We start from the raw sequence: 24,779 nt of genomic DNA on the forward strand, positions 1-24,779 counted from the left end.
GTCGAATATCCATGCCGCAGGCCCCTCCCGCGAAGTTGGCACGCGCCTTGAATGAGGAGGGGTCGATGCAACCTGTCGCAATCACTACCGGGGACGCAGGATGAAGCTGATCATCGCCGTCATCAAACCCTTCAAGCTCGAGGAGGTGCGCGAAGCGCTGACCTCGTCGGGCGTGCAGGGGCTCATGGTCTCGGAGGTCAAGGGGTACGGGCGTCAGTCCGGCCACACCGAGATCTACCGCGGCGCCGAATATGTCGTGAACTTCGTGCCGAAGATCAAACTCGAGATCGTCGTGCCCGACGCCGCCGTCGACAAGACGGTCGAGACCATCGCCTCCACCGCCAAGACCGGAAAGATCGGCGACGGCAAGATCTTCGTCCTGGACGTCGAGCAGGCCCTGCGGGTCCGCACCGGCGAGACCGGCGAAGACGCGCTCTGATCGCGGCAAGGCCAAGCAGACAAAGAGGGATCGAGAAATATGAACCGACGCTTTCTTGAAACCGCGGGCCTCGCGCTGGGCGCGACCGCGCTGGTCGCGCTGCCCGCGCTGGCCCAGGACGCGGAGCCGGCCGCGGGGGCCGTGCCCGAGCAGTCCGTGTGGGTGTTCAACACGCTGCTGTTCCTCGTCGCCGGTTTCCTGGTGATGTTCATGGCCGCGGGCTTCGCCATGCTCGAGGCCGGCCTGGTCCGCACCAAGAACGTGACCATGCAGCTGACCAAGAACGTCGCGCTGTTCGCGATCGCGGCGATCTTCTACTACCTGATCGGCTACAACCTGATGTACCCGCTGGGGAACTGGTCGATCGGCTCGGACGAGACCGGCGGCTACCTGGGCGCCTTCGGCGTCGCGGTGATGGAGGCCGTGGGCATCGGCGCCGACGGGGCGGACGACCTCTCCTACGCTTCGACCGGCTCGGACTTCTACTTCCAGCTGATGTTCTGCGCGACCACCGCCTCGATCGTCTCGGGCACGCTGGCCGAGCGCATCAAGCTGTGGCCGTTCCTGATCTTCACCATCGTCCTGACCTCGCTGATCTACCCGATCCAGGCCTCGTGGAAGTGGGGCGGCGGCTTCCTGGACAGCCAGTACGGCTTCCTCGACTTCGCCGGCTCGACCGTCGTGCACTCGGTGGGCGGCTGGGCCGCGCTGGCCGGCGCCCTGGTGCTGGGTCCGCGTCTGGGCAAGTACAAGGACGGCCGCGTCACCCCGTTCCCGGGTTCGAACCTGCCGCTGGCCACGCTGGGCACGTTCATCCTGTGGCTGGGCTGGTTCGGGTTCAACGGCGGCTCGCAGTTGGCCATGGGCTCGATCGGCGACGCCGCGGACGTGTCGCGCATCTTCGTGAACACCAACACCGCCGCCGCCGGCGGCGCGGTGGCCGCGCTGATCCTGACCCAGGTGGTCTACGGCAAGATCGACCTCACCATGGTGCTCAACGGCGCCCTGGCGGGCCTGGTCTCGATCACCGCCGAGCCGCTGACCCCCACGCTCGGCATGGCCACGATCATCGGCGCCGTGGGCGGCGTGATCGTCGTCTTCGCCGTCCCGATGCTGGACCGCATGAAGATCGACGACGTGGTCGGCGCGATCCCGGTGCACCTGTTCTGCGGCATCTGGGGCACGCTGGCGGTGCTGATCACCAACCCGGACGCGACCTTCATGGGTCAGATCATGTCGATCATCATCGTGGGCGTGTTCGTCTTCGTGGTGTCGCTGGTGATCTGGTTCGTCCTGAAGATGGTGATGGGCATCCGCGTCTCGGCCGAGGACGAGATCGCCGGTCTCGACAGCGCCGAACTGGGCATGGAGGCCTACCCCGAGTTCGGCAAGGGCTCCCAGATCTCCTGATCGGGCCCTGCCCGCCGGGACGGCGCCTGCGCCCGTCCCGGCCCCCAAGATCGCGGGAGGCGCGCGCAACGACGCCTCCCGCTCCGGATCCTCCCCGGGGCGGCCCGTGTCGCCCGACCTTCGCCCGGCGCTTCGGCGTCGGGCTTTTTTTGTCCGCCGCGCGGGATTTCGCGCGGCCGCCGGGGCGTGGCGCGCACGCGGACGTTGACCGGCAGGCCGCGACGCGGAACAACCCGGGGATGACCCAACGCGTTCCCCGTCCGCGCCGCTTCTCCCGCCGTCGTTCCGGCGCCTGCGCCCTGCCCCTGCTGGCGATGCTGGCGGGCGTCGCCCTGCCGCCGCCCGCGGCGACGGCGCAGGACGCGGCCACCAGCCGGGGGCTGCCGGGAAGCTCGGGCGGGGTGACGGTGCGCCGGGGCCTGCAGACGCAGCCCGGCGGCGGGCCGGGGGCCCATGTCGCGCCGGCGCCGCCCGCGGGGCCGGGCGTGCGGACGGGACCCGGCGCCGGCTTCAGCGCGCCGGGGTCCAGGGCGCTCCTGAACCTCGACGCCGCCGTGCCCTGCGTGCAGGCCGCCCGGCCCGACATGTCCAAGGCGATCCTGTGCTACCGCCCCCTGCTCGAGGCCTGCGACGCCCAGGTCGGGGCCGAGGCGCGGCTCGACTGCAACCGGCGGGCGGAGGCGGAGTGGACCGCGCTGTCGCGCCGCTACGCCGACCAGCCGATGACCCGCCTGCTGGCCGGCGCCTTCGACCCGTCGGCCTGCGAGGCGTTCTCGCCCCCCGACGCCGGCCAGTCGCGGGAGGAGGCGCGCCTGCAATGCCGGATCACCGCCCGCGCCACCCAGACCATCTACGGCCATATCGAGAGCCTGTGGGGCTCGCTGGGACGGGGACTGTGAGGCGCCCGGCGTTGACCGCGACCGCCGCCCGGGCGCATGCTCGCGCCATGATCGCCCGCGCCCCCCTCCGCCGCCTGCTCCTCGCGCTCCTGCTCGCGACGCCCGCCGTGGCGTCGGCGCAGGCGCCGGAACGTCCCTTGCAGGGCTGGGCCGTGGTCGACGCCCTGCCCGCAGGCGAGACGCTGAACGTGCGCGCCACGCCCTCAGGCGAGGCCGAGGTGCTGGGCGCCCTGGCCGAGGGCGCGCTGGTCGTGGCCTCCGGCGAGCGGGCCGAGAGCTCGGTCCCCTGGCTGCGCATCGGCTCGGGCGAGCTGCAGGGCTGGGTGGCCGAGCGCTTCCTGCGCGCCGCCCCGATCCGCACGCTGGACGGGACCACGCCCGTCGCCGGCGCCTGCGGCGGGTTCGAGCCGATGTGGTCCCTGCGCTGGAGCGCGCTGGAGATGACCTACGAGCGCATCGACGCCCCGGCGATCTCCCGCCCCGTCACCCGGGTCGTGGCCGCCGAGGGCCGCCCCTACGCGCTGCTGGAGGCCGGCGCCGATCCCGCCGAGCGCTGGCTGTTCCGCTACGAGGACGCCCAGTGCATCGACACGCCCCTCGACACCCCCGTCTGGGGCCGCGGCACCCTGATCGTGACCGAGGGCGGAACCACCCGCTGGCTGACCGGCTGCTGCCGCCCCGCGCCGGGGGCGCTGGAGGCGCGCTGAGGGCGCAGGCCTCGCGGCCGACGCCGGTTCCCGACGCTTCATGTGACGTTCACGTCATCGGCCGCCACGTCGTCTCGTCGCCCCGGACGATCCCCCGTTGACGCTCCCGTCGGGGCGTCGCAGGCTCGGCCGCGGGAACAAGATCACTTCAGGGAGACCCCATATGTCCCGCAAGACCCTCGCCGGCGCGTTCGCCGCCGCGGCGATCGCCCTTTCGGCCGGCGCCGCCGCGGCCGAGGACCTCAAGATCTGCGTCGAGGGCGCCTACCCCCCGTTCTCCGAAACCACGGCCGACGGCCAGGTGGTGGGCTTCGACATCGACATGGCCAACGCCATGTGCGCCGCGATGGGCGTGAGCTGCGAGATGGTGAAGACCGACTGGGACGGCATCATCCCCGCCCTGATCGAGCGCAAGTGCGACGCCATCGTCGCCTCGATGTCGATCACCCCGGACCGCGCCAAGGTCATCGACTTCTCGGCAAAGTACTACAACACCCCCGCGGCCTTCGTGGCCAAGGAAGGCACCGACATGACCACCACCCCCGAGGGGCTGGCGGGCAAGACCGTGGGCGTGCAGCGCGGCACCATCCACCAGCAGTTCATGGAGGGCGAGTTCCCGGACGTGGAGCTGAAGCTCTACGGCACCCAGGACGAGGCCTATCTCGACCTGCAGTCGGGCCGCGTCGACGCGCTGGTGGCGGACTCGATCGCCATGGACGAGGGCTTCCTGAAGACCGAGGCCGGCACGGGCTACGCCTTCTTCGGCGACACCTACTCGATCCCCAAGTACCACGGCGAGGGCGCGGGCGTGGGCGTGCGCAAGGGCTCGGACCTGGCCGGCAAGTTCACCGACGCGATCGCCAAGATCCGCGAGTCGGGCGAGTATGACGAGATCCAGAAGAAGTACTTCGACTTCGACGTCTATGGCGGCTGATCCGGGCCGTCGCGCGGCCGCCCCTGCGGGGGCGGCCGGCTGAGCGCATGGACAAGCTTCTCGACTACCTGCCGCTCCTGATGGGGGGCGCGCTGACGACCGTGGCGCTGGCGGTCTGCTCGGCCCTGCTCGCGACCTCGCTGGGCCTGCTGGGGGCCTGGGGCAAGGTCGGGGGCGGGCGGATCGCGCGCGGCGCGGTCTTCGTCTACACCACGCTCGGGCGCGGCATTCCCGACCTGGTGCTGATCCTGCTGGTCTATTTCGGCGGCCAGCGGCTGATCAACGACGTCGGCGAAGGCCTGGGCCTGCCGTTCATCGAGATCTCCAAGTTCTGGGCCGGCGTGGCCGCCATCGGCATCCTCTACGGCGCCTACCTGACCGAGACCTTCCGCGGCGCCTGGATGGCGGTGCCCCGCGGCCAGGCCGAGGCCGCCCGCGCGCTGGGCATGCCGCTGCGGGGCGAGTTCCTGCGCGTGACCGGCCCCCAGGCGCTGCGCCACGCCCTGCCCGGCTACGGCAACGTCTGGCTGGTGCTGGTGAAGTCCACCGCGGTCGTGTCGGTCATCGGGCTCGACGACCTCGTCGGCCTCGCCGACAAGGCGGGCAAGTCCACGCGCGAGCCGTTCCTGTTCTTCGTGGTGGTGCTGCTGGTCTACCTCGCGATCACCGCGGTCTCGGACAAGCTGCTGGCGCGGGCGGAGCGCTGGGCCAACACCGGCCAGGACCTCGGGCGCGGCGACGGGCCCGGCAAGGGCGGCGCGGGCCTGCCGCCCACCCCCGCGCAGGAGGCGGCCGCCTGATGGACCTGTCGCTCCCCCTCCAGCACTGGGACATGTTCCTGCACGGGGTCTGGGTCTCGATGCTGCTGACGGTGCTGTCGGTGGCCGCGGGCTTCCTGCTGGCCCTGCCCGGCGCGCTCGCGCAGCAGCGCCGCTCGCGCCTCGCCTTCATCCCGCGGGGCTACGCCTATTTCTTCCGCGGCACGCCGCTGCTGGTGCAGACCTTCCTGATCTACTACGGCCTGGGCCAGTTCGAGTGGGTCCGCGAGTCCTGGGCCTGGGTCTTCCTGAAGGAGGCCTGGTGGTGCGCGCTGATCGCCTTCTCGCTCAACTCCGGCGCCTACCAGACCGAGATCCTGCGCGGCGCCTTCGCGATGACCCCGAAGGGCGAGCTGGAGGGCGCCAAGGCGCTCGGCCTCTCCGAGCGGCAGACGACCTGGCTGGTGCTGCTCCCCTCCTCCCTGCGCCGGGCGCTGCCGCAGTACGGCAACGAGGTGGTGTTCCAGCTGCATTCCTCGGTGGTCGCCTCGGTCATCACCATCCAGGACATCCTGGGCGCGGGGCGCACGCTGAACGCGCGCTACTACGTGGCCTACGAGGGGTTCGTCACCGCGGCCGTGCTCTACATGGCGTTGACCTTCCTGCTGGTGGGCCTGTTCCGCCTGCTGGAGCGGCGCTACCTGCGCCACCTGCTGCCGCCCGAGGAGCTCAAGAAGCTGCAGAAGGGCACGGCGGCGGGCGCCGCCTTCGGAACCGCGCGGGTCTGAGGCGCGTGACGTTGCGTCCCGCGCGGCGGACGCGGGGTCTTCTCGCCCGCCCCCCCTTGCGACTCCGCCCTGCCACGGCTATACGCAGCGCCGGAATTGACTGATCAAGACGGCCGCCCCCGCGGCGCCGCGGGAGAAGAGACGATGAAGATCAAGAACTCGCTGCGGTCCCTGAAGCAGCGCCACGCCGATTGCCGCGTCGTGCGCCGGAAGGGCCGCGTCTACGTGATCAACAAGACCCAGCGCAAGTTCAAGGCCCGCCAGGGCTGAGGGCTGCGCGCCCCGCGTGCGACGCGGGGGGTCTTGCAGGGATCTGGAGGGGGCCGCGCCGGCAAGGCGCGGCCCCCTTCGTCATGTCCGCTCGCCCGCGGCTCCGCGCCAGCAGGGCGATTCCCCGCCCGTCCGACTCGGCGCTTGGCGGGGCCGCCATGCTCAACGCTCTGTGAACATCGCGCCGGATTCGGCGAGGGATTCCGTGGGCTTGCCTAACAGCTTCTGACGATTCCCCGCCCCGCGCGGCCCCGGTTCGCGCTTGGGCGCAGGGCGGCTCTGTGGGAAATCGAGACGCCGCGGCCCCTTGGGAATTCGCGTCGAATTGCGCTGCCGAAAATCGTGTCTTTGACCGCTCGAAAACCGCGCCGGGCGATATTGGCCATGTCGAAGGCGAGACCCTTCGGCGGGCGGAGCGGCCAGGGGTGGACGCAAGGCCCGGACGGCGCGGCGAAGCGGCCGGGGGTGGGCGCGACGCCGCGAGACGGCGCGGGAGAGGCGGCCAGGGGTGGGCGCGGCTCCCGATCCGGCAAGACCCGGACCCGGCCTGCGAGGAGCGGGCGCAGGCCATGGGACCGGGAGCGTGGAGCGAGGGCCGCGGCGTATCGCGGCCGGGGTGGGCGAGACGAGCGTAGGACGAAGGCCCCCGCGTATCGGCGGCCGGAGCGGAGCGGGCGGAGGCGCGGGGTTTCGCGGTCTTCGTCGGGGTGACGAGCGTGCAGGACGATCCGGGGCGTGCCGCGTGCAGGTTCCGCAGGCCCAAGGATCGAAGCGTAAGGCGTGAGCGAGGCCCGGCGTGCGTGTGACGGGCGACCCTTCGGCGAGACGGCGAGCGTATCGCGGGCCTGGCGTTCAGGCCCGGCCGGGCGCCGGAGACGGGGCGGGACGTGCCCGCCCGAGGCGTAGCGGATGGCCCGGGGTGGGCGCGTATCGAAAGGAGCGGGAGATGATTTTCCCGATCGCGGCCTTCGACCCGGAGGCCTGGTTCGACCGGCTGGTCGCCGCCCTCGCGGGCGAGCCGACCCGCCGCCAGGGGCGGGAATGACCCCCGCCGCGAAAGCCGGCCGCCGCGCGTGAGCGCGGCGGCCGCAAGGCGTCCGTAAAGGCGCCGCCCGTCGCCGGCGGCAAAGACGAGGCCCCGGGTCGAGCCCGGGGCGCCTGCGTAGCCAGCGAGGCGCCCGCACCCCCAATGTCGCCGCCTGGGGCGCGCGCCCAGGAGGCGGGCGGCGCGCCCGGACGACGGTCAGTCGTAGCTGCGCGCGTCCTCGATCACCTTGCCGTCGTTGGGCAGGCTGCCGGGGGCGACCAGCTCGACGCGGCCCTTCAGCTTGAGGACCGAGGCGACGCTCTCGGCGACCCGGGCGGCGAAGCCCTCGCCCTCCACGGTCTCGACCTTCACGGTCATCGCGTCGGCCTCGCCCTCGCGGGTGGCGATCACGCGGACCTTGGCGATCTCGGGGTGGCGTTTCGCCAGCTCGGCCACCTGCTCGGGGCGCACGAACATGCCCTTGATCTTGGTGGTCTGGTCGGCGCGGCCCATCCAGCCCTTGATGCGCATGTTGGTGCGCCCGCAGGGCGAGACGCCCGAGAGCACCGCCGACATGTCGCCGGTGGCGAAGCGGATCAGCGGGTAGTCGCGGTTCAGCGTGGTCACCAGCACCTCGCCGACCTCGCCCTCGGGGACCGGGTCGCCGGTGCCGGGGCGCACGATCTCGACGATCACGCCCTCGTCCACGATCATGCCCTCGACGGCGCCGTCCGGCCCCGGGCTCTCGTAGGCGACCGAGCCGAGGTCGGCGGTGCCGTAGCCCTGCAGGCAGGCGATGCCGCGGTCGGCGTATTCCTGGCGCAGGGAGGGGAACAGCGCCCCGCCCCCCACGCAGGCCTTCTTCACGGAGCTCACGTCCAGCCCCATCTCGGCCGCCTTGTCGAGGATCACCTTCAGGTAGTCCGGCGTGCCGGTGTAGGCGGTCACCCCGCAGTCGGCCATGGCGCGGGCCTGCAGCTCGGTCTGCCCGGTGCCGGCGGGCAGGACCGAGGCGCCCACGGCACGCGCCGCGCTCTCGAACATCATCCCCGCGGGGGTGAGGTGGTAGGAGAAGCAGTTCTGCACCAGGTCCCCCTTGCCCACGCCCGCGGCGTGAAGCTGCCGGCCGCCGCGCCACCAGTCATGGGCGTCCCCGCCCGGCTCGTAGATCGGCCCGGGGCTCTGGAACACGTGGCGGATGCCGGTGGGGGTGACGGCCGCGAAGCCTCCGAAGGGCGGCGTCTCGGCCTGCCTGGCGGCGAGCTCGGACTTGCGCAGCACCGGCAGCTTCGCCAGCGCCGCCCGGTCGCGCACGTCCGAGGGGTTCACGCCGGCCAGATGCGCGGCCATGGCGGGGGCCTTCTCCAGCGCATGGCCGATCACCGCGGGCAGGTCGCGCGCGAGGTCGGCGGCGCGCTGGTCGGCCGAGCGGGTTTCGAGGTCGTCGTAGTAGCGGCTCATATCGCGTCTCCCGTGGGGGGAAGGGTCAGGGGCGGTCCCATGGCGGCTGGAGGCCCAGCGGACGCTCCATCTGGAACATGCCCTCCTCGGCCCAGCCGTTGCGGCGGAAGCCGAGGGAGAGGTAGAGGCGTTCGGCCCGCAGGTTGCCGGTCGAGACGTTGAGCGTCATGCGCTCCGATCCCGGCAGCAGCGCGCGGCCGGCGGCGGCGGCGAGGCGGACGAGCGGACGGGCGAGCCCCTCGCCCCGGCGGGCGGGGTCCATCACCAGGAAGCACAGGTGGACCGCGTCGTCGTTGGGGCGCAGGCCGAAATGGGCGAAGGGGACGCCGTCCTTGTCCGCGTAGAAGAACGCGGGGCTGGGGCGGGTCAGCAGCTCCTCCCACTCCTCCGCGTCGAAGGGGAAGCGGGCGAAGGGATGGGCGAAGGCCATGTCCTGCGCGTCGGCGAACCAGCCCGCCAGGGGCGCGAGCGCCACGGGACGGTTGCGCCGCCACACCAGGCCCTCGGCCTCGCCGCAGGGGATCGGATCGCGATCGGAAAGCGCCGCCAGAGCCATCGCCGTCAGCCCCGCGCCCGGCGGGCGGGACCGCGGAGGCGGCGATCGAGGGCGAGGCGAAGCGGGCGGCGGGACATCGGGGGATCTCCGGCGGAGGCGGGGGTCGGGACGCGGGGCGCGCGGCGGCGCGCCTAGTCCTGCGCCGCCGACTCGCAGTCCTTCCATAGCATCGTCCGGGACAGAGCACGCTCGCCATCCTGGTATCGCGCGCCCTGGGCGAGCTGCGCCTCGGCCAACACCGCCTCGTAGTCGCCCAGCGGACGGCAGGCGTGGGCGCGGATCGCCTCGGCGTCGCACAGGCCCTGGTCGTAGCAATAGGCGGCGGCGCGCAGATGCGCCTCCAGCGGGGCGAGATCGGCGGGAAGGGTCGCGCTCCCCTGCCCCGCGATCGCGCTCTCCAGCGTGCGCAGCGCGCCGGCCACGGCGGGCGAGGCCGCCTGGCTGAGGATCGCGAGCGTATGGGCCGGCGCCACGCCCGACGTCTCCGACGAGGACGCATCGTCGTCGGGGATCAGGAGGAAGAGCTGGACGTTCGCCGCCAGCAGGCCCGCGAAGACGACGGCCGCCATGGCCCAGCTCGCCGCAGGCGTTCCCCGGCCCGGTCCCGCCCGGCGTCCGCCGGCGCCGCCCGCTTCGCCGCCCGCCCGCGGCGCGGCCACGCCCTGGGGGCTCGCGCCGAGGCGACTGCGGCGCAGCAGCCTGCCGCCCGTCATCGGCTCAGCTCAGCCAGCGCTTGCGGCGGCGGTAGGAGCGCACATCGCGGAACGACTTGCGGCCCTGGTCGGACATGCCGAGGTAGAACTCCTTCACGTCCTGGTTCTCGCGCAGGGCCTTCGCCTCGCCGTCCATCACCACGCGCCCGCTCTCGAGGATGTAGCCGTAGTGGGCGTAGCGCAGGGCGACGTTGGTGTTCTGCTCGGCCAGCAGGAAGGACACGCCCTCCTTCTCGTTGATCGACTTCACGATCTCGAAGATCTGCTCGACGAGCTGGGGCGCGAGGCCCATCGACGGCTCGTCCAGAAGCACCGTCTCGGGGCGGGACATCAGCGCCCGGCCGATGGCGCACATCTGCTGCTCGCCGCCCGAGGTGTAGCCGGCGAGCGAGGTGCGCCGCTCCTTCAGGCGGGGGAAGTAGGTGTAGACCATCTCCAGGTCGCGGGCGATCTCGGCGCGCCCGCCGGTGCGGGTGTAGGCGCCGGTCATCAGGTTCTCTTCGACCGTGAGATGCTCGAAGCAGTGGCGGCCTTCCATCACCTGGATGACGCCGGACTTCACCAGCTCGGCCGGATCGCCCGCGGCCACGTCGCGGCCACGGTAGAGGATGCGGCCCTTGGTGACCTCGCCGCGCTCGGACTTCAGCAGGCCCGAGATCGCCTTCAGCGTGGTGGTCTTGCCGGCGCCGTTGCCGCCCAGCAGCGCGGTGATGCCGCCCTTGGGCACGGTCAGCGAGACGCCCTTCAGCACCAGGATGACGTGGTTGTAGATGACCTCGATGTTGGAGACGCGCAGCAGCGGCTCGCCGGGCGCGGGATCGGCCTTCAGGTCCTGATCCGTGGTGGCCACGGCGGCGGCGGCTTTGGCTTCCGCGAGGGCGGCGTCGGTCATCGTCGAAGCGCTCCGGCTGGGACGGCCGCGGGCGCGGATGCGCGCGGGCGGCCGGGAAATTCATCGGGGGGGTGGGCGGGGGCCCGAAGGCCCCCGCCCCGCATTTCAGGCCGCGATCACTGGCAGGTGCGCGGGGTGATGTTGTTCTCGGCGGCGAAGGCCATCGAGTCCTCTTCGATCAGCGGGCCCACGACGTCGTTGTCCGGCGTCATGAAGTCCGAGACCAGGCTCCAGGTCTTGTCCTTGGCGTTCCACTGCTGGATCGCGCCCATGTGGGGCGCGCCGTGGTCCTCGCACGAGGCCTGGAGGGGCTGGGCGAACTCGGGCAGGCCGATCTCGGCCCACCGCTCGGCGGTGATGGTCAGCGTCTCGTAGGCGTCGCGCATGTCGGCGGCGGTGATGTTCGACTTGCCCGTCGCCTCCTGGGCGGCCTTGATCGCCTCGGTCACGATGACCGCCGCGTAGACGCCGCGGTTGTAGCCGACCTGGCCGATCGTGGTGCCGTCGCCGGCGGCCAGGCCCTTGTCGTGGACCATGGTCTTGATCTGCTCGAAGGCGGGGAAGTCGGCGCCGGGCTTGTGCCAGGTGATCGACTTGTAGCCGTCAGCGCCGGCGCCCGCGGGCAGCACGTCCGCCTCGGAGCCCGACCACCACACGCCGATGAACTTGTCCATCGGGAAGCGGATGTTGGCGGCCTCCTGCACGGCGACCGAGTTCATCACGCCCCAGCCCCACATGAAGACGTAGTCGGGACGCTCGCGCCGGATCTGAAGCCACTGCGACTTCTGCTCCTGGCCGGGGTGGTCGACCGCCAGCAGGGTCAGCTCGTAGCCGTGCTTCTTGGCCAGCTCCTCCAGCGTGCGGATCGGCTCCTTGCCGTAGGCGGAGTTGTGGTAGACGAGCGCGATCTTCTTGCCCTCGAGCGACCCGCCCTCCTGCTCCATGGCGTATTTCACCATCATGGAGGCGGCGTCCCAGTAGGTGCCGGGCATGATGAAGACCCACTCGAACACCTTGCCGTTCACGGCCGAGGTGCGCCCGTAGGCCATCGAGTGGACCGGGATCCCGTCGGCCGAGGCCTTGGGGATCAGCTGGTAGGTGATGCCGGTCGACTGCGGGATGAACACCAGCGGGTTCTCGCCCTTGAGCGCCTCGTAGCACTCGACGCCCTTCTGGGTGTTGTAGGCGGTCTCGCACTCCATGACGTTGATGCGCTCGCCGCCGACGCCGCCGTCGCGCTCGTTGAGGAGCGTCATGTAGTCGGAGAACCCGTCGGCGTAGGGGATGCCCGAGGGCGCGTAGGGGCCGGTGCGGTAGTTCAGGGCCGGAACGTTCAGATCGGCGAGCGCGGGGCTCGCGGCGATCATCGCGGCCGCGGCGAGCGCGGCCAGGCGGGACAGTTTCATGCGGTTAGCCTCCCTAACTGTCGGAATTCGATCTCCCCGCCCCGTGGTCCGGGGTCTTGGCGGTCTTGCCGGTCCGCCGTCGCCTCCCAGGACGGCGGACCGGAGCGTTTCCCCATGGCGTCCGCTCAGTGCGGGAAGGGCCACAGGCGCAGCTTCTCCTTCATCAGGCGCCACAGCTGCGCGAGGCCGTGCGGCTCCAGGATCAGGAAGGCCACGATCAGCCCGCCCACGATCAGGAACTCGAAATGCGTCGCGATCGTGGTCGACCAGCCGAGGCCGCCGACCATGACGTTCTTCAGCAGCACCGGCATCATGATCATGAAGGCCGCGCCCGCGAAACACCCGAAGATCGAGCCCAGGCCCCCGATGATGATCATGAACAGCACCAGGAACGACTGGTTGATGCCGAAGGCCTCGGTCGGCTCGGCCGCGCCGAGGTAGACCGAGAAGAACAGCGCCCCCGCGATGCCCACGTAGAAGGAGCTGACGGCGAAGGCGGTCAGCTTGGTGCGCAGCGGGTTCACGCCGATGATCTCGGCGGCGATGTCCATGTCGCGGATCGCCATCCACTGCCGCCCGACGCGCCCGCGGGTGAGGCTGCGCATCAGCCAGGCGAGGCCGAAGACGAAGACCGCGCAGAACAGGTAGGCGCTCCAGGCCGGCACCTCGGCCCCCGTCACCTCGACCCCCAGGACCGAGCGCGGCGGCGCGGTGATCTGGCCGGTGGCCGAGTAGTTGAAGAACCACGGCACCTTGTTGAACAGCCACACCAGGAAGAACTGCGCGGCGAGCGTGGCGACCGCGAGGTAGAACCCCTTGATGCGCAGCGAGGGCAGCCCGAACAGCGCCCCCACCGCCGCCGTCACCCCACCCGAGAGCAGGATCACGAAGAAGATGTTGAGCTCCGGGAAGGCGGTCATCAGCTTGTAGGAGGCGTAGGCCCCCACCGCCATGAAGCCGCCCGTGCCGAGCGAGACCTGCCCGCAGTAGCCGGTCAGGATGTTGAGGCCCATCGCGGCGATGGCGAAGACCAGGAAGGGGATCATCACGGACTTGGCGAAATAGTCGGTGATGAACAGCGGCAGGATCAGGAACGCCACCACCAACACGACGTAGTAGCGCCAGCGGTCGAAGGCGATGGGGAAGGTCTGGGCGTCGTCGACGTAGGACGTCTTGTAGTCGCCGGCCTCACGGTAAAGCATCGGTCTAGACCCTCTCGATGATCTTGTCGCCGAACAGGCCCTGGGGACGGAACACCAGGAAAATCAGCGCGAGCACGTAGGCGAACCAGTTCTCGGTGGCGCCGCCGACATAGGGGCCGATGGCGAACTCGAAGAGCTTTTCGCCCACCCCGATGATCAGGCCGCCCACGATGGCGCCGGGGATCGAGGTGAAGCCGCCCAGCATCAGCACCGGCAGCGCCTTCAGCGCGATCAGCGACAGCGAGAACTGCACGCCCGACTTCGCGCCCCACATCGCGCCCGCGACCAGGGCCACGAAGCCCGCGATGGCCCAGGTCACCACCCAGATGAACCGCAGCGAGATGCCCACCGACAGCGCCGCCTGGTGGTCGTCGGCCACCGCCCGCAGGGCGCGGCCGATGCGCGTGTACTGGCTGAAGGCCGTCAGCGCGACCACCAGCGCCACCGCCACGCCCGCCGCGATCAGGTCGAGCTTGTCGATGTACATCCCGTAGAAGCCCGAGTCCTCGGCCGCCCAGCCGATGGTCATGTCCTCGATCCAGAAGCTGCCGCCCTGCGGCAGGCCCAGGTCCAGCGCCTTGATGTCCGAGCCCCACATCAGGTCGCCGAACCCCTCGAGGAAGTAGGCGAGGCCGATGGTGGCCATGAACAGGATGATCGGCTCCTGGTTCACCAGGTGCTTGAGGATGATCCGCTCGACCAGGATCGCGAACAGCAGCATCACCGCCAGGGCGAAGAGGATCGCGAGGAAGGTCGGCATCTCCCAGCCGAAGCCGTGGATCTCGGTGCCCAGCACCGCGTTGATCAGCTCGGCGAAGGGCACCTGCCCGTTCTGGAAGCCGACCAGCGTCAGCGCCGCGAACAGGGCCATGACGCCCTGCGCGTAGTTGAAGATGCCCGAGGCCTTGAAGATCAGAACGAAGCCAAGGGCGACGAGCGAATACATCACGCCCGTCAGCAGCCCGTTCACGATCACCTCGATCGTGTAGAGAATTTCGGCGCTCATGCCGCGAACCCCTCCCTGTTGGATCGCGTCGATGGAATGGGTTCAGTCGTGGCTCACGCCCAGATAGGCGTCGATCACGTCCTGGTTGGCGCGCACCTCGTCGGGGGTGCCGTCGCCGATCTTGCGGCCGTAGTCCAGCACCACCACCCGGTCGGCGATGTCCATGACCACGCCCATGTCATGCTCGATCAGGGCGATGGTGGTCCCGAACTCGTCGTTCACGTCGAGGATGAAGCGGCACATGTCCTCCTTCTCCTCGACGTTCATGCCGGCCATGGGCTCGTCGAGCAGCAGGAGCTTGGGCTCGGCGGCGAGCGCCCGGCCCAGCTCGACCCGCTTCTGCAGGCCGTAGGGGAGGCGGCCGACGGGGGTCTTGCGGATCGCCTGGATCTCGAGGAAGTCGATGATCTCCTCGACCCGGCGGCGATGCTCGACCTCCTCGCGCTGGGCCGATCCCCACCACATGCAGTGCTGCCAGAAGTTCGTCTTCATCATGGTCATGCGGCCCGTCATGATGTTGTCGAGCGTCGTCATGCCCTTGAACAGAGCGATGTTCTGGAAGGTGCGGGCGATCCCCTGCTGGGCGATCTCGTAGGGCTTCATCGGGCCGCGCTTCTGCCCGTGGAAGAAGATCTCGCCTTCCTGCGGGTGGTAGAAGCCGTTGATGACGTTGAGCATCGAGGATTTCCCGGCCCCGTTGGGGCCGATGATGGCGCGGATCTCGTGCTCTTTGATGTCGAAGGAGATGTCCTTGATCGCCGTCACGCCGCCGAAGCGCAGCGTGATGTTCTTCATCTCCATCACCGTGCCGCCGATGCGCCGCGGCTCGATGCCGTGGGCCTGTTCCTGGCGGGCGTAGGCGGCGTCGTCCGACGCCGCCTCGGCTGCATGAATGCTCACTCGCGCCTCCCTTCGCGAGCGGCCGATGGACCCTCCCGTCCGATCAGCCGCTGCCGTTGATGCACTCGCCGACGCCGATCGGTTCCTCGACGGCGGCGAAGAAGAGGAAGGCGTTTCCGGCGCCCGCCTCGATGACGATGGACACGTTCACTCCCGGGCGGGTCTCGCCGCGGGTCTTGATCTTGCGCGCGTAGATGCGGTTGTCCCCGAAGGGGCAGGCCACGTCGCGGAACGTGCGGTTGTCGGTGTTGTTCTCGATCCAGCTCTCGAAGGACGAGATGGCCGCCGCGACGTCGATCGGGACCGTGGTCGCGGTGGTCAGCGGAAAGGCCACCCGGCAGCCGAGGTAGGTCTCGGTCCCGGCCTGATGCTCCATGTGCACCAGGATCGGCATGCCCGCCGCGTTGGTCCAGGCGATCCCGGCCGAGCGGACGTCGATCCGGTTGGCGGTCAGGGCGGGCAGCGGCACCAGGCTTCCGGTGACGATCTGGGCGGCGCGCATGATCGGCTCGGCGCAGCGCGCGAAGGCGAAGTCGTACCAGTCGTCCTCGATCTGGCCGGCGGCGGCGGGCGCGGCCAGACCCAGCGCGGCCGCGCCGGCGACGCTCAGCGCAAGGACCAGCCGTCGCAGGCCCCCGCGCGCGGTTCCGATGGTTTCGGGGCGCATCTCGTTACTCCGACACAGGCGGCGGAAGGTCCGCCGCGTACGCAAACGCGACCTCCGAAGCCCCCCGCCGGCCTCGGCCCCCTCCCGGTTCCGATCCCGGCCCGGGGCGCGCCCGGACGTCATGAACGCGAAGTTTACGCTATTCCCTGAATTTGAAAAACGACTGATTGCGCCGCACTCCGCGGGGCGCGCCGCTGCGGAAAGGGCCGCGCGCGGCCCCCCGCACGCGGTTGCGCGCAGCCCGCGCGCGCCGTCCCCCCGGGGGGAGACGGCCGAAGCCGCGGCGCGATGGCTCATTCGGCGGCGACCTTGTGGGCCGAGGGGAAGACCTTGGCGTCGCGGATCTTCAGCGTGCCGGTGATCGCGCCCTTGCGCCCGTCCTCGTAGGTCACCTCGACCGAGGCGAAGACCTCGTCCGAGCCGTCGTAGAGCGCCTCGATCAAGGGCGCGTAGCGCTCCTCGACGATGCGGCGGCGGACCTTGCGGGTGCGGGTCATCTCGCCGTCGTCGGCGTCGAGCTCCTTGTGCAGCACCAGGAAGCGATGCACCTGGCAGCCCGAGAGCATGTCGTCCTGCGCCAACGAGGCGTTCACCTCCTCCATGTGCTCCTGGATCATGTCGTAGACCTTGGGATGGCCCGCGAGCTCCTGGTAGGAGGCGTAGGAGATGTTGTTGCGCTCGGCCCAGTTGCCCACCGCCGAGAGGTCGATGTTGATGAAGGCCACGCAGCGGTCGCGATCGGCGCCGAAGACGACCGCCTCGAGCACCGAGGGGAAGAACTTCAGCTTGTTCTCGACGTACTTGGGCGCGAACAGCGCGCCGGAGGCGAGCTTGCCCACGTCCTTGGCGCGGTCGATGATGCGCAGGTGGCCGGTGCCTTCCTCGAAGAAACCCGCGTCGCCGGTGGCGACCCAGCCCTCGGCGTCCTTGGTGTCCGCCGTCGCCTCGGGGTTCTTGTAGTATTCCTGGAAGACGCCGGGAGAGCGGTAGTAGATCTCCCCCGTCTCGCGGATCTGGATCTCCACCCCCGGGGCGGGCACGCCCACGGTGTCGGCGCGCACCTCTCCATCCGGCTGGATGGTGATGAAGACCGAGGCCTCGGTCTGCCCGTAGAGCTGCTTGAGGTTGATCCCGAGCGAGCGGTAGAACTGGAAGATCTCCGGCCCGATCGCCTCGCCCGCCGTGTAGCCCACGCGCACGTTCGACAGGCCCAGCGCGTTCTTCAGCGGCCCGTAGACCAGCAGCTCGCCCAGCGCGTACTTGGCCTTGTCGCCCGAGGAGACCGGCTTCCCGTCCAGGATGTCCGCGCCCACCTTGCGCGCATGCGCCATGTAGTGGTCGTAGAGCTTCTTCTTGGTGGCGCCCGCGTCCTCCATCCGGATCGAGACGTTGGTCAGCAGCGTCTCGAAGATCCGGGGGGGCGCGAAGAAATAGGTCGGCCCGATCTCCTTGAGGTCGGACAGCATCGTGTCCGGGCTCTCGGGGCAGGAGACGCAGAAGCCCGCGACGTAGGCCTGGCCCATCGAGAAGATGAAGTCCCCGACCCAAGCCATCGGCAGGTAGGCGAGCACGCTGTCGGTCTCGACCAGCTTGTCGAACTCGACCGTCGCGCGGGCGGTGACGATGATGTTGTCGTTCGACAGCACCACGCCTTTCGAGCGCCCGGTGGTGCCCGAGGTGTAGAGCATCACGCAGGTGTCCGGCCCGGTCTGGGCGGCGCAGATCGCGTCGATCTTCGGGCCCAGCTCGGCGGCGGCGGCCCGGCCGGCGGCCACGACCTCGGTCATCGGGTGCAGGGCCGTGTGGTCGTATTTGCGCAGGCCGCGCGGGTCGAGATAGATCATCTGGCGCAGGTTCGAGGCCTGCTCCATCTCCATCACCTGCAGCAGCTTGTCGACCTGCTCCTGGTCCTCGACGATGGCGAAGGCGGCGCCGGAATGGTCGAGCACATAGGCCATCTCGTCGGCGGCGGCGTCGGAATAGACCGGCACCGGGATCGCCCCGCACATCTGGCACGAGACCATCGACCAGTAGAGCTGCGGGCGGTTCTTGCCCACGATCGCCACCCGCTCCCCGGGCTGGAGCCCGAGGCCCATCAGCCCCATGGCGAGCGCACGGGCCTCCTCGCGCAGCTCCTTCCAGGACCAGGTCTGCCAGATGCCGTACATCTTCTCGCGCGCCGCCGGCTTGTCGCCGCGGGTCCGCGCGTTGTGGTCCAGGAGCTTCGGAAACGTGTCGAGCGCGCCGTTCGGCGCGGGCGAAGTGCTCACCGGCGATGTCCTCCCTACGATCCGCCGCGGTGCGCGGCGGGTCACACCTCCCTGAATGCGCTCTTGTCGTCCGTCGACGGGGTTGCGGCCGGGTCTCCCAATCCGGTCGCGGTCGGCGGGGCGGCTCTACGGCCGCGCAACATTCGAACGCTGGCGAATCTCATACGGCAAGCAGCCGGGCGACGCCAGACCCGGACCGGCCCAAAACGCCCCTGCGGCGGCATTTCACGCAAGTTTCTTGCGGTTCCTTCGCAGCGGAAATGCTCGGCGCCTGAAACGGTTGCAGGGCGTGCGCCCGGGGGCGGGCCGGGCGGTGCCGCCCTGCCCCGCCCGGCGCCCGACGCTCACTTGGTGCCGAACATCCGGTCGCCGGCATCGCCCAGGCCCGGCACGATGTAGCCCTTCTCGTTGAGCTTCTCGTCCAGCGCGGCGGTGACGATGCGCACGTCGGGATGCGCCTCCTTCATCCGGGCCACGCCCTCGGGCGCGGCCAGCAGGCACAGGAAGCGGATGTCGTGGGCGCCGCGCTCCTTCAGCAGGTCCACCGCCGCGGCCGAGGAGTTGCCCGTCGCCAGCATCGGGTCGACCACCAGCACCGGGCGGTCGGCGAGATCGGCGGGCACCTTGCAGTAATACTGCACGGGCTTGAGCGTCTCCTCGTCGCGGTAGAGGCCCACGAAGCCGACGCGGGCGGCGGGCGCGAGCTCGAGGATCCCGTCGAGCAGGCCGTTGCCCGCGCGCAGGATCGAGACCAGCGCCAGCTTCTTGCCCGCCAGCACCGGGGCGCGCATCTCGCACAGCGGCGTGTCGATGACGATCGAGGTGGTGGGCAGGTCCTTGAGCGCCTCGTAGCCCAGCAGCAGCGAAATCTCGCGCAGCAGCTGGCGGAAGGAGGCGGTCGAGGTCGACTTCTCCCGCATCAGGGTCAGCTTGTGCTGCACAAGCGGGTGATCGACGACGGTGAGATGCTCGGACGCTGTAAGGTCGGACATGGGGCGCGCTCCTGCGGACTGGCTCGGGTCTACATGCCAGCCCGCGCGGCCCCCGTCCATCGCGCGGCCGGACGCGGGGGTCAGGCGTCGCGCCGCCGGACGGAGCCGCGCCGGGCGCGGCGCATTGAAATGCGCCCTACAGGCGGGCGGCGAGCTCGGCGCGGGTCGCCTCGTCGCAGAAGGCGGCGGCGAGCGCGTCGCGCGCGATGGCGGCGAACTCCGCCTCCCCCCAGCCGAAGGCCGAGGTCAGCTCGACGTATTCGCGCGTCATGTCGGTGTGGAAGAAGGGCGGGTCGTCGGTCGAGACCGAGGCCTTCGCCCCCATCGCCCGGAGCTGGCCGATGGGATGCTCGCGCCAGTCGCGATAGGTCATCAGCGCGACGTTGGAGCCGGGACAGGTGGCGAGGTGGATCTCCTCGTCGATGATCCGGGCGAGCAGCGCGGGATCCTCGATCGCGCGCACGCCATGATCCACCCGGTCGAGCTTCAGCGCGTCGAGCGCGTCGCGCACGCTTTCCGGCCCGCAGGCCTCTCCGGCATGGGCGGTCAGCTTCAGCCCGCCCTCGCGGGCGATGTCGAAGGCGGGGGCGAAGTCGGCGGGGTGGAACAGGCGCTCGTCCCCCGCGAGGCCCAGGCCCGTCACGCGGGGGTGCGCGCAGTCCACCGCCAGCCGCGCGGCCTTCGCGGCGCGCTCGGGGCCCAGGTGGCGGATGGTGGTGGCGATGAAGTTGGCCTTGATGCCGACCGCGGCCTCCGCCGCCTCGGCCCCCTCGGTGATGGCGGCGAGGTATTCGGCCCAGCGCGCCGGATCGCCCTGCGCCACGTGGTCGGAGGAGATCGCGAGCTCGGCGTAGATCACCCCATGCTTGGCGCATTCGCGCAGCACCGCCTCGGCGAGCTGGCGGTGATCCTCGGGCGTCGTGAACAGCGCGGCGACCCGGTCGTAGGCGCGCAGGAAATCGGAGAAATCCTCCCAGGCGTAGCCGCCGTCGGGGGCGAACATGCCGGCGGTGTCGATCCCCTTGCGGGCCGCGACCTCGCGCGCCAGCGCGGGCGGGGTCGCGCCCTCGATATGCAGGTGAAGTTCGATCTTGGCGGTCATCTCGGACTCTTCCGTGACAGGGTTACAGGAACGACGCCCCGTGCCGGCCGGGCGCGAGGCCCAGGTGCGCGGCCAGCGTCTCGGCCACGTCGGCGAAGCGGACCACGCCGTGATTGCCGGGCGAGAGCTCCGGCCCGGCGCAGAGCACCGGGACCCGCTCGCGCGTGTGGTCGGTGCCGGTCCAGGTGGGGTCGTTGCCGTGGTCGGCCACCACCATCAGCAGGTCGCCGGGCTGCAGGAGGGCCAGCGCCTCCGGCAGGCGGGCGTCGAAGGCCTCGAGGTGGCGGGCGTAGCCGGCGGGGTCGCGGCGGTGTCCGAAATCGCTGTCGAACTGCACGAAGTTCGCGAAGACGAAGTCGCCGGGCCGGGCGTCGCGGATCGCGCCGCAGGCCAGCGTGAACAGCGCCATGTCGTCGGGACCCTTCAGGTTCTCGGGCACCCCCTGCCCTGCGAAGATGTCCTGGATCTTGCCGATCCCCACGGTGCGCCCGCCGGCGGCGACGACGCGGTCGCACAGCGTCGGCTCGGGCGGGGGCACGGCGTAGTCGTGGCGGTTCGGGGTGCGCTGGAAGGTCTTCGCGTCGGCGCCCGTGAAGGGGCGCGCGATCACCCGGCCCACCCGCAGGCCCATGTCGTCGAGGATCGCCCGCGCGTCGGCGCAGAGCGCGTAGAGCCGCTCCAGCCCGAAGGCCTCCTCATGGGCGGCGATCTGCAGGACGCTGTCGGCGGAGGTGTAGACGATGGGCCGGCCGGTCGCCACGCTCTCCTCGCCCAGGCGCGCGATGATCTCGGTGCCCGAGGCATGCTCGTCGCCCAGGATCCCCGGCAGCTCGCCCGCCTCGATCAGCCGCTCAACGAGGGCGCCGGGGAAGGCGGGCCGCGTGTTGGGGAAGTAGCGCCAGTCCTGCGAGAGCGGCGCGCCCGCCAGCTCCCAGTGGCCGGTGATCGTGTCCTTGCCGGCGGAGACTTCCTCGCCGGCGGCGAAACAGGCCGCGGCGCCCTTGCTCAGCCCCGGAGGCACGGCGCCCGAGGCGACCTCGGCCGCGTCGCCGATCCCCAGCGCGCAGAGGTGGGGAAGCGAGAGGGGGCCGGAGCGGCCCTGGTCCGCGCGCCCCTCGGCGCATTCGCGGGCGATGTGGCCCAGCGTGTTCGCGCCCTCGTCCCCGAAGGCGGCGGCGTCGGGGGCGCCGCCGATGCCGACCGAGTCCATCACGAACAGGAAGGCGCGGGCCATCAGGCGTCCCCCGTCACGTCCGCAGGCCCGATGCGGCCGAGGATCGCGTCGGGAACCTCGGGCGCGCCCTCGCCCACGCTGTAGGCCGCGATCACCCGCTCCGCCGCGCGGCGGGCGTCGTCGTGGCTGCGGGCGTGGACGCGGGCGAGCGGAAAGTCGCCGTCGACCACCGCCCCGATGGGCGCGCAGTCCGACAGGCCCACGGCCGGGTCGATCGCATCCTCGGGCTTGCGCCGGCCGCCGCCCAGCTCCACCACCGCGTTGCCGAGCGCGCGGCCGTTCACCGCCTGCACGACGCCCTCGGAGGGGGGCGGGATGTCGAGGACGACGGGAGCGTCCTCGAGATACAGGGAAAAACTCTCCACGAAGTCGTTGGGGCCGCCGAGGGCGGAGACCATGCGCGCGAAGGTTTCCGCCGCGCGGCCGTTCTCGAAGACGCGGGAGATGCGGGCCTGCCCGTCCTCGGCGTTCGCGGCGATGCCCGACAGGGCCAGAAGCTCGCCCCCCAGCGCCACGGTCACGTCCCACAGGCGCGGGTCGACCTCGGCCCCCGTCAGGAAGCGCACCGCGTTGGCGACTTCGAGGGCGTTGCCGCAGGCCGTCGCCAGCGGCTCGTCCATGTCGGTGATCAGGGCGGAGGTCGAGCAGCCCGCCCCGTTGGCGACGCCGACCAGCGAGCGGGCCAGCGCCTCCGCCTCCTCGCGCGTCGCCATGAAGGCGCCGGAGCCGCATTTGACGTCGAGCACCAGCGCGTCGAGCCCGGCGGCCAGCTTCTTCGACAGGATCGAGGCGGTGATCAGGTCGAGGCTCTCGACCGTCCCGGTCACGTCGCGGATGCCGTAGAAGCGCTTGTCGGCGGGGGCGATCTCGGCGGTCTGGCCGATGACGGCGCAGCCGACCTCGCGCACCACCCGCTCCAGCGCCTCCGGGCCCGGGGCCACGTCGTAGCCGGGGATCGAGCCGAGCTTGTCGAGCGTGCCGCCGGTATGGCCGAGGCCTCGGCCTGAGATCATCGGCACGTAGACCCCGCAGGCCGCCAGCGCCGGCGCCAGCATCAGCGAGACGTTGTCGCCCACGCCCCCGGTGGAGTGCTTGTCGGCGACCGGCCCCGGCAGGTCCCATTTCAGGACCTCGCCGGAATCGCGCATCGCCTCGGTCAGGACCACGCGCTCGGGCAGGCTCATGCCCTGGAAATAGATCGCCATGGCCAGCGCCGCGACCTGCCCCTCGGAGACCGCGCCCGAGGTCAGGCCCTCGACGAAGAAGCGGATCTCCTCGGCGTCCAGCGCCTGGCCGCCGCGCTTCTTGAGGATGACTTCCTGCGGCAGCATTCAGTAGCCCTCGGCGGCGACCACGGGGGCGGCGCCCTGCAGGGTCGCGAGCAGCGCGTCGAGCAGGCCCGAGGCGCCGAAGCGGAAGGTCTGGGGGCTCGCCCAGCCCTCGCCCATGATGCGGTCGGCGATGTCGAGATAGGCCCAGGCCTCGGAGGTGGTGCGGATGCCCCCCGCCGCCTTGAAGCCGATCGAGCGGCCGGAGTCCGCGATCGCGCTCAGCAGGATCTCGGCCGCGCCGAGCGTCGCGTTCACCGGCACCTTGCCCGTCGAGGTCTTGAGGAAGTCGGCGCCCCCGTCGATGGCGACGTCGGCGGCGCGGCGCATCAGCTCGGCGCTCTCCAGCACCCCGGTCTCGAGGATCGCCTTCACCGGGGCGTCGCCGGCCGCGCGCTTCACCCGCTCGATCCGCGAGCGCACGGCGCTGTCGCGGCCCTCCATCAGCTCGCGGTAGGGGATCACCATGTCGATCTCGTCGGCGCCCTCGAAGACGGCGTGGCGCGTCTCCTCCATCGCCTCCTCGTCGGTGGCCTCGCCGGTGGGGAAGACCACCACGGTCGCGATCTTCACGTCGGGGGCCGCGATCTCCCGCGCGAGGCGCGCGAAGCGGGGCCAGACGCACAGCGCGGCGACGGTCCCGTGGGGCGTGACGGCGCGCGCGGCGAGTTCGCGGATCGCGTCCTCGTCGCAATCGTCGTTGAGGTTGGTCAGGTCCAGGCAGCGCAGCGCCAGGCGGGCGGCGTCCTGTTCGGCGAGAAGGTCGGTCATGCGAAGCTCCGCACGAAGGCGCGGACCAGGGCGCGGAAGCGCGTCTGGGCCTTGGCGGCCTCCGATTTCGTTTCGGCGTGGGAGAGCGGCTTGCCCGTCATCCCCGCCCCGTAGTTGGTGATGACCGAGACGGCCGCGACCTCGAGCCCGAGGAACCGCGCCAGGATCGTCTCGGGGACGGTGGACATGCCCACCGCGTCGGCGCCCAGGATGCGCGCGGCGCGGATCTCGGCCGGGGTCTCGAAGCTGGGGCCCGAGAACCAGGCGTAGACGCCTTCGTTCAGGTGCTCGTCCGCCGCCTTCAGCCGGGCGCGCAGGTGGGGCGCGTAGGCGTCGACCATGTTCACGAAGCGGTCGTCCGTCGCCTCGCCGATCAGCGGGTTCAGGCCCGAGATCGACATGTGGTCCATCAGGCTCATCAGCGATCCCGGCGGCATCTCGTCCCGGAGCGAGCCGGCGGAGTTGGTCAGCAGCAGCGTGTCGGCACCGAGCGCCTTCACCGTCTCGAGCGCGGGGCGCATCACCGCGGCCTCGCCCTTCTCGTAGTAATGCGCGCGGCCCGAGAGGAGCGCGACGCGCACGCCCTCCAGCTCTCCGATCACCAGCGCGCCGGCGTGGCCCGAGACGCCGGAGACGGGGAAGTCGGGCAGCTCGGCGAAGGGGAAGCTCGTCGCGTCCTCCAGCTCCTCGGACAGCGCGCCGAGGCCGGAGCCGAGCACGAGCCCTAGGCGCACCGGCGCCCGGCCGGCGCGGTCGCGGATGATGTCGGCGGCTCGGGTCATGGACGCTCCTCGGCGCAGGAAGGTGTCGGCGGGCCCCGGAGCCCGGGTCCCGTGCCATCTAGGCTTCGCGCACCCGGCGCGCCAGTGCAATCGCGGATGGCCGAAGCGTCGAAGGGAGCGGTCGGCGGACCCCGGGAGGCCCCGGGTCAGGCCCCGGGCGCGTCCTGGCCTTTGCTGGCGAGTCGAGAGCCGGCGGGCGTAGGGCGCATTTCAATGCGCCGCGACGCGCTCCCCCCGAAGCCTCCGCCGCGGAACGACCCGAGCG

Annotated in this window: 24 protein-coding genes; 8 read left to right on the top strand and 16 right to left on the bottom strand. The window is 71.1% G+C overall.

All coding sequences use genetic code 11. The features are described 5' to 3' along the window. Window positions 1-100 precede the first annotated feature (100 nt). The 8 genes from P2H44_RS05060 to ykgO all read left to right on the top strand — a co-directional run bounded on the left by P2H44_RS05060 (window position 101) and on the right by ykgO (window position 6,205). On the top strand, window positions 101-439 hold the full coding sequence (locus tag P2H44_RS05060) for a P-II family nitrogen regulator (protein WP_092861899.1): 339 nt from the start codon (window positions 101-103) through the stop codon (window positions 437-439). A 39-nt stretch (window positions 440-478) separates the two neighbouring features. Further along, window positions 479-1,849 (top strand): ammonium transporter, encoded by a 1,371-nt coding sequence (locus P2H44_RS05065; RefSeq protein ID WP_275762360.1) that lies wholly within the window; start codon window positions 479-481, stop codon window positions 1,847-1,849. Window positions 1,850-2,088: 239 nt separating this feature from the next. Then, window positions 2,089-2,748: a hypothetical protein gene (locus P2H44_RS05070; RefSeq protein WP_275762361.1), complete on the top strand. Its 660-nt coding sequence runs from the start codon at window positions 2,089-2,091 to the stop codon at window positions 2,746-2,748. A gap of 137 nt (window positions 2,749-2,885) precedes the next feature. Beyond that, window positions 2,886-3,455: an SH3 domain-containing protein gene (locus tag P2H44_RS05075; RefSeq protein WP_275762362.1), complete on the top strand. Its 570-nt coding sequence runs from the start codon at window positions 2,886-2,888 to the stop codon at window positions 3,453-3,455. Between the two features lie 163 nt (window positions 3,456-3,618). Beyond that, complete coding sequence (locus P2H44_RS05080; protein WP_275762363.1) at window positions 3,619-4,389, top strand: transporter substrate-binding domain-containing protein; 771 nt, start codon at window positions 3,619-3,621, stop codon at window positions 4,387-4,389. Between the two features lie 47 nt (window positions 4,390-4,436). Further along, window positions 4,437-5,189, top strand: coding sequence for an ABC transporter permease (locus P2H44_RS05085; RefSeq protein ID WP_275762364.1), 753 nt, complete (start codon window positions 4,437-4,439; stop codon window positions 5,187-5,189). Further along, entirely contained in the window at window positions 5,189-5,935 is a 747-nt protein-coding gene (locus P2H44_RS05090) for an ABC transporter permease (RefSeq protein ID WP_275762365.1), read from the top strand. The genes P2H44_RS05085 and P2H44_RS05090 overlap by 1 nt, the downstream gene beginning before the upstream one ends. A 144-nt stretch (window positions 5,936-6,079) precedes the next feature. Next, window positions 6,080-6,205, top strand: a complete 126-nt coding sequence (gene ykgO, locus P2H44_RS05095; protein WP_092861885.1) for a type B 50S ribosomal protein L36 — start codon at window positions 6,080-6,082, stop codon at window positions 6,203-6,205. Between the two features lie 1,243 nt (window positions 6,206-7,448). Here the strand turns inward: ykgO and P2H44_RS05100 are convergent. The 16 genes from P2H44_RS05100 to P2H44_RS05175 all read right to left on the bottom strand — a co-directional run bounded on the left by P2H44_RS05100 (window position 7,449) and on the right by P2H44_RS05175 (window position 24,514). Further along, the gene (locus tag P2H44_RS05100; RefSeq protein WP_275762366.1) at window positions 7,449-8,693 is read right to left on the bottom strand and encodes a phenylacetate--CoA ligase family protein; all 1,245 of its coding nucleotides are present in this window, start codon (window positions 8,691-8,693) and stop codon (window positions 7,449-7,451) included. A 25-nt stretch (window positions 8,694-8,718) separates the two neighbouring features. Further along, window positions 8,719-9,249, bottom strand: a complete 531-nt coding sequence (locus tag P2H44_RS05105) for a GNAT family N-acetyltransferase (protein ID WP_275762367.1) — start codon at window positions 9,247-9,249, stop codon at window positions 8,719-8,721. Between the two features lie 131 nt (window positions 9,250-9,380). Then, window positions 9,381-9,818, bottom strand: a complete 438-nt coding sequence (locus P2H44_RS05110) for a hypothetical protein (protein WP_275762368.1) — start codon at window positions 9,816-9,818, stop codon at window positions 9,381-9,383. A 148-nt stretch (window positions 9,819-9,966) separates the two neighbouring features. Continuing rightward, window positions 9,967-10,854, bottom strand: coding sequence for an ABC transporter ATP-binding protein (locus tag P2H44_RS05115; RefSeq protein ID WP_275762369.1), 888 nt, complete (start codon window positions 10,852-10,854; stop codon window positions 9,967-9,969). Window positions 10,855-10,970: 116 nt separating this feature from the next. Further along, window positions 10,971-12,260 (bottom strand): ABC transporter substrate-binding protein, encoded by a 1,290-nt coding sequence (locus tag P2H44_RS05120; protein ID WP_275762370.1) that lies wholly within the window; start codon window positions 12,258-12,260, stop codon window positions 10,971-10,973. 125 nt (window positions 12,261-12,385) lie between these two features. After that, on the bottom strand, window positions 12,386-13,462 hold the full coding sequence (locus tag P2H44_RS05125; protein WP_275762371.1) for a branched-chain amino acid ABC transporter permease: 1,077 nt from the start codon (window positions 13,460-13,462) through the stop codon (window positions 12,386-12,388). A gap of 4 nt (window positions 13,463-13,466) precedes the next feature. Then, window positions 13,467-14,468, bottom strand: coding sequence for a branched-chain amino acid ABC transporter permease (locus P2H44_RS05130; RefSeq protein WP_275762372.1), 1,002 nt, complete (start codon window positions 14,466-14,468; stop codon window positions 13,467-13,469). Window positions 14,469-14,510: 42 nt separating this feature from the next. Further along, the gene (locus P2H44_RS05135; protein WP_275762883.1) at window positions 14,511-15,269 is read right to left on the bottom strand and encodes an ABC transporter ATP-binding protein; all 759 of its coding nucleotides are present in this window, start codon (window positions 15,267-15,269) and stop codon (window positions 14,511-14,513) included. 142 nt (window positions 15,270-15,411) lie between these two features. Then, window positions 15,412-16,035 (bottom strand): hypothetical protein, encoded by a 624-nt coding sequence (locus P2H44_RS05140; RefSeq protein ID WP_275762373.1) that lies wholly within the window; start codon window positions 16,033-16,035, stop codon window positions 15,412-15,414. 293 nt (window positions 16,036-16,328) lie between these two features. Then, the gene (locus tag P2H44_RS05145; RefSeq protein WP_275762374.1) at window positions 16,329-18,305 is read right to left on the bottom strand and encodes an AMP-binding protein; all 1,977 of its coding nucleotides are present in this window, start codon (window positions 18,303-18,305) and stop codon (window positions 16,329-16,331) included. A gap of 344 nt (window positions 18,306-18,649) precedes the next feature. Next, window positions 18,650-19,297, bottom strand: coding sequence for a uracil phosphoribosyltransferase (upp, locus tag P2H44_RS05150; RefSeq protein ID WP_275762375.1), 648 nt, complete (start codon window positions 19,295-19,297; stop codon window positions 18,650-18,652). A gap of 136 nt (window positions 19,298-19,433) precedes the next feature. After that, on the bottom strand, window positions 19,434-20,399 hold the full coding sequence (locus tag P2H44_RS05155; RefSeq protein WP_275762376.1) for an adenosine deaminase: 966 nt from the start codon (window positions 20,397-20,399) through the stop codon (window positions 19,434-19,436). Window positions 20,400-20,421: 22 nt separating this feature from the next. Continuing rightward, window positions 20,422-21,633, bottom strand: a complete 1,212-nt coding sequence (locus tag P2H44_RS05160) for a phosphopentomutase (protein ID WP_275762377.1) — start codon at window positions 21,631-21,633, stop codon at window positions 20,422-20,424. Further along, entirely contained in the window at window positions 21,633-22,964 is a 1,332-nt protein-coding gene (gene deoA / locus P2H44_RS05165) for a thymidine phosphorylase (protein WP_275762379.1), read from the bottom strand. Before deoA ends, P2H44_RS05160 begins: the two co-directional genes overlap by 1 nt. Next, entirely contained in the window at window positions 22,965-23,732 is a 768-nt protein-coding gene (deoC, locus tag P2H44_RS05170; protein WP_275762380.1) for a deoxyribose-phosphate aldolase, read from the bottom strand. Further along, a complete protein-coding gene (locus P2H44_RS05175) occupies window positions 23,729-24,514 on the bottom strand; it encodes a purine-nucleoside phosphorylase (RefSeq protein WP_275762381.1) in 786 nt (261 codons plus the stop codon). Before P2H44_RS05175 ends, deoC begins: the two co-directional genes overlap by 4 nt. Window positions 24,515-24,779 lie beyond the last annotated feature (265 nt).

This window comes from Albimonas marina (assembly GCF_029223255.1).
Taxonomy (GTDB): domain Bacteria; phylum Pseudomonadota; class Alphaproteobacteria; order Rhodobacterales; family Rhodobacteraceae; genus Albimonas.

What these genes read in the sequence shown, in the direction of transcription:
- P2H44_RS05060 (WP_092861899.1), top strand. Translation starts at nt 101, where the DNA reads ATGAAGCTGATCATCGCCGTCATCAAACCCTTCAAGCTCGAGGAGGTG.
- P2H44_RS05065 (WP_275762360.1), top strand. Translation starts at nt 479, where the DNA reads ATGAACCGACGCTTTCTTGAAACCGCGGGCCTCGCGCTGGGCGCGACC.
- P2H44_RS05070 (WP_275762361.1), top strand. Translation starts at nt 2,089, where the DNA reads ATGACCCAACGCGTTCCCCGTCCGCGCCGCTTCTCCCGCCGTCGTTCC.
- P2H44_RS05080 (WP_275762363.1), top strand. Translation starts at nt 3,619, where the DNA reads ATGTCCCGCAAGACCCTCGCCGGCGCGTTCGCCGCCGCGGCGATCGCC.
- P2H44_RS05085 (WP_275762364.1), top strand. Translation starts at nt 4,437, where the DNA reads ATGGACAAGCTTCTCGACTACCTGCCGCTCCTGATGGGGGGCGCGCTG.
- P2H44_RS05090 (WP_275762365.1), top strand. Translation starts at nt 5,189, where the DNA reads ATGGACCTGTCGCTCCCCCTCCAGCACTGGGACATGTTCCTGCACGGG.
- ykgO (WP_092861885.1), top strand. Translation starts at nt 6,080, where the DNA reads ATGAAGATCAAGAACTCGCTGCGGTCCCTGAAGCAGCGCCACGCCGAT.
- P2H44_RS05100 (WP_275762366.1), bottom strand. Translation starts at nt 8,693, where the DNA reads ATGAGCCGCTACTACGACGACCTCGAAACCCGCTCGGCCGACCAGCGC.
- P2H44_RS05105 (WP_275762367.1), bottom strand. Translation starts at nt 9,249, where the DNA reads ATGGCTCTGGCGGCGCTTTCCGATCGCGATCCGATCCCCTGCGGCGAG.
- P2H44_RS05110 (WP_275762368.1), bottom strand. Translation starts at nt 9,818, where the DNA reads ATGGCGGCCGTCGTCTTCGCGGGCCTGCTGGCGGCGAACGTCCAGCTC.
- P2H44_RS05115 (WP_275762369.1), bottom strand. Translation starts at nt 10,854, where the DNA reads ATGACCGACGCCGCCCTCGCGGAAGCCAAAGCCGCCGCCGCCGTGGCC.
- P2H44_RS05120 (WP_275762370.1), bottom strand. Translation starts at nt 12,260, where the DNA reads ATGAAACTGTCCCGCCTGGCCGCGCTCGCCGCGGCCGCGATGATCGCC.
- P2H44_RS05125 (WP_275762371.1), bottom strand. Translation starts at nt 13,462, where the DNA reads ATGCTTTACCGTGAGGCCGGCGACTACAAGACGTCCTACGTCGACGAC.
- P2H44_RS05130 (WP_275762372.1), bottom strand. Translation starts at nt 14,468, where the DNA reads ATGAGCGCCGAAATTCTCTACACGATCGAGGTGATCGTGAACGGGCTG.
- P2H44_RS05135 (WP_275762883.1), bottom strand. Translation starts at nt 15,269, where the DNA reads ATGGAGATGAAGAACATCACGCTGCGCTTCGGCGGCGTGACGGCGATC.
- P2H44_RS05140 (WP_275762373.1), bottom strand. Translation starts at nt 16,035, where the DNA reads ATGCGCCCCGAAACCATCGGAACCGCGCGCGGGGGCCTGCGACGGCTG.
- upp (WP_275762375.1), bottom strand. Translation starts at nt 19,297, where the DNA reads ATGTCCGACCTTACAGCGTCCGAGCATCTCACCGTCGTCGATCACCCG.
- P2H44_RS05155 (WP_275762376.1), bottom strand. Translation starts at nt 20,399, where the DNA reads ATGACCGCCAAGATCGAACTTCACCTGCATATCGAGGGCGCGACCCCG.
- P2H44_RS05160 (WP_275762377.1), bottom strand. Translation starts at nt 21,633, where the DNA reads ATGGCCCGCGCCTTCCTGTTCGTGATGGACTCGGTCGGCATCGGCGGC.
- deoA (WP_275762379.1), bottom strand. Translation starts at nt 22,964, where the DNA reads ATGCTGCCGCAGGAAGTCATCCTCAAGAAGCGCGGCGGCCAGGCGCTG.
- deoC (WP_275762380.1), bottom strand. Translation starts at nt 23,732, where the DNA reads ATGACCGACCTTCTCGCCGAACAGGACGCCGCCCGCCTGGCGCTGCGC.
- P2H44_RS05175 (WP_275762381.1), bottom strand. Translation starts at nt 24,514, where the DNA reads ATGACCCGAGCCGCCGACATCATCCGCGACCGCGCCGGCCGGGCGCCG.